At 62.5% G+C, this 3,443-nt stretch carries 2 protein-coding genes; one reads left to right on the top strand and one right to left on the bottom strand.

What is annotated here, in order from left to right:
• Positions 1-585 (top strand): 2OG-Fe(II) oxygenase (locus Q7O19_RS13370; protein WP_303810980.1); only part of this gene is annotated, 585 nt, incomplete at its 5' end.
• Between the two features lie 83 nt (positions 586-668).
• Here the strand turns inward: Q7O19_RS13370 and Q7O19_RS13375 are convergent.
• Positions 669-3,362 (bottom strand): TonB-dependent receptor domain-containing protein, encoded by a 2,694-nt coding sequence (locus Q7O19_RS13375; protein WP_303810981.1) that lies wholly within the window; start codon positions 3,360-3,362, stop codon positions 669-671.
• Positions 3,363-3,443: the final 81 nt, after the last annotated feature.

Consider the following 3,443-nt stretch of genomic DNA (forward strand, 5'->3'; position numbering starts at 1 on the left):
GACAAGCGAGTGGAGATGGTGATCCGCAAGGGCTTCCTGCCGGCGGCGGATTGCGCCGGGCTGATCAGCCTGATCGATGTGCATCGCCGGCCATCCACCATCACCGATGCCTATGGCGCGGGCAGTGATTTCCGCACCAGTGAAACCGCTGACCTGCCGGCCGATGATCCGCTGGTGGGCCGGGTCTATCGCCAGCTGGCCGATTATGCCGGGCTCAACATCGCCCATGCCGAAGCCTTGCAGGGCCAGCGTTATGCCGTGGGCCAGCAGTTCCAGATGCACACCGATTATTTCGAGCCGACGGGCCTGGATTATTATCCGCACACCGCCGATGGTGGCCAGCGCACTTGGACGATGATGGTGTATCTGAACGAGCCCAAGGCTGGCGGCGCCACCGGCTTCCAGCATCTGAACAAGACCATCCAGCCCGAAACCGGCAAGCTGGTGGCCTGGTGCAACCGCCTGCCCGATGGCCAGCCCAACGCCTTCACCCTGCATGCCGGTATGCCGGTGCGGGCCGGCACCAAATATATCATCACGGCCTGGTTCCGCGATCAGCCCCGGCGTCATCCGGCGGTTATCTAAGGAACGACCGCTATTCGCCAGTGACCTGACACGAAAAAGCCGCCGGAGCACAGGGCGCCGGCGGCAGTTTCGGGGGACTCAAGTTAGAACTTGGCGGAAACGCTCGCCTGGAAAGTGCGACCCAGCACATAAGTGTTGGTGTCGATGCGGCTGGCATTGAGGCGCTGGAATTCCTGATAACGTGTGTTGGTCAGGTTGCGGCCTTCCAGCTTCACTTCCACTTCGCTGCCGAACAGCTTGATGCCCTGGCGCACCACGACATCCAGACGGATACCGGGCTTTTCCACCAGATCGGGCTGGCCTGACGGGCCGCGGAAGGCAACACGGTTGCTGGCATAGTTCAGCAGGATGGTCTGTTCCGACAGGCCTTCATCATCCTGGAAGCCGAATGACAGGTTGGCAACATGATCCGACTGGCCGGTAAGCGGCAGGCCGCTCTTGAAGATGTCGGTTGCCGGTACGATCGCGCCCGAAAGCGGGAAGCGAGTGGTGTCACCCGCCTTAACGCGCAGCTTGCTGTCGGTATAAGTGTAGTTGGCCGAGATGTAGAAGCGGCGGGTGGCGAAGAGATCACCCCAGCCCGACAGGTCGAAATACTTCTGGGCTTCGATTTCGGCGCCATACAGGCGGGCGTTCGGCACGTTGGCAAACGTCGTCTGAAAGGTGCCGCCCTGCACGAAGGCGATGGCATCGATCGGCTGGTCAATATCCTTGAAGAAGCCGCCAACGGCCAGCCGTTCGTCACGACCGAAATACCATTCGTAGCGGGCTTCCACGTTGATCAACTGCGAATTGGTCAGGAACTGGTTGCCGAAGCTCAAACGGTCGCTTTCGGTGTCGAAATAGGGCTGCGGCGCCAGTTCGCGGAACTGCGGACGCGCGATGGTCTTCGACGCGGCAAAACGCAGCTGCATGTCTTCAGCGAAGTTCCAGGTGACGGTCAGCGCCGGCAGCCAATAATCCTCACTGATGTTGGTGGGCGTGTTGAAGGCCGAACCGCGGTTGGCGTTGAACACGTCAGCCGGCGTCACGTTCTGCTTGCCGGATTCATAGCGCACGCCAGCCACCAGCTGCACGCCATCGGTCGGTTCGATCTCGACCTGACCATAGCCGGCATTCACGGTCAGGCCAGCATCATAGCGCGGCGCCACCGTGGAGATGGTGTTGAGGATGATGCCGTAGGTATAGACGTTGTAGTCCGACAGCAGGAAATCAGGGCGCTGCTGGCTGACGGCACCGGGCAGCGCCGCGTTGGACTGATAGCGATAGTCAAAGCGTTCTGACACGCGATCGGCCTTGCTGTAAGCATAGCCGGCGGTGAGCTTGATCGGGAACGGGCCGCCGCGGATCTTGTAACCCAGATCGAGGCCGCCGCCCCACACGTCTTCGTTCAGGCGGCTGAAGGCGACCAGGCTGGATTGGCCCGGCGACCGCAGATCGTTCACGTAATCCTTGAACTGCGCCGAGAACGCATAGTTGTTGAACCGCTCATAAGGGGCGAGACGCTTGGAGTTGGCATAGGTGCCGCGCAGATCAACGGTGAGATCGTCGAACTTGAATTCGCCCACGAACTGCGTGTCGATCAGCTGGCGGCGGAACTGCGCGGTGGCGTTGCGCTGCAGCAGCACGTCGCGACCCACGTTGATGTCGTCGGTGCCGACCTGGATGCGGGCTTCCTTAATGGTGTCGTTCACATAGACGTTAGCGAAACGGATCTTGTGATCGCCGAATTCGGCACCAATGCTGATCAGGCCGTTGACTACGCTGCGGAATTCCGTGGCGGCAAAGTCGAAATCCTGATCCGGCTTGAGCTGCAGAGTGCCGCCCTGGCCCACCGCGGCGCCGCCGGAAAGTTGCTGCTTGCCGGCCTTGGTCTGCCAATCGTTCGACAGGCCGGCGGCAAACACGAAACCAATGCGCGCGTCACCCACGTTCCAGGCGCGGCCGCCCGACATGTTGCCGCTCCAGTTCACCGGGATATTGTCGTTGCGGAGGATCACGTTGGTTTCGGCGTTGGCCAGGGTTGCGGTGATGTCCTGCAACTGGCGCAGCGAGAAAATGCCGCCCACGGCCAGCGCCTTACCGGCATTCTGGTTGGCCTGAATGCCGGTGGGCAGACGGCGGGTGCCGTCGTCATAGCCGGTCCAGTCCTTGCCGCCGCCCGCATAGACATAACCCAACTGGCTGGTGGTGGCGGTATTGGCACCAACGCTGCCGCCCACCGTGAAGAAGGCTTCCTTGGGCACGGCCCGCGTCGTCAGGTTGATGACGCCGCCGCCGAATTCGCCGGGGAAATTGACCGAATAGCTTTTCTGCACAACAGACGAAGCCAGCACCGAGGTCGGGAACAGATCGAGCGGCACCACGCGGCGCAGCGGATCCGGGGACGGGATTGGCAGGCCGTTCAGCAGCGCCAGCGAGTAACGCTCGCCCAGACCACGCACATAGACATAACGGCCGCCAACAACCGACAGGCCCGTCACGCGCTTCAGCGCGCCGGCGATGTCGCCTTCACCCGAACGCGCGATGTCGGCCTGGCTCAGCACCGACACCACTTCGCGGCTCAGCCGCACGGTGTTGGGGATGCGACGGCCGATGACGACGATTTCGCTGCCGCCGCCGCCGGGGATCGAAATGTCAACTGGTTCTTCTTCCGGCGGCGCTTCGGCAGCCGGAGCCGGTTCGGGTGCCGGCGGGGTCGCCGGTTGTGCCCAGGCAGGGGCAGCGAACGCCACCATCATGGTGGTCGAAAGCAGGAGTGGCAGCTTGTTGGTCATTATCTTGTCCCCGGTCGAAATGCGGTGGCCGGCAGCTGCGAAGGTCGCGCCGCCGGCCCCAGCCCTTACTGGATCGGCGCT

The organism is Sandarakinorhabdus limnophila DSM 17366 (genome assembly GCF_945882885.1).
Lineage (GTDB): Bacteria > Pseudomonadota > Alphaproteobacteria > Sphingomonadales > Sphingomonadaceae > Sandarakinorhabdus > Sandarakinorhabdus limnophila_A.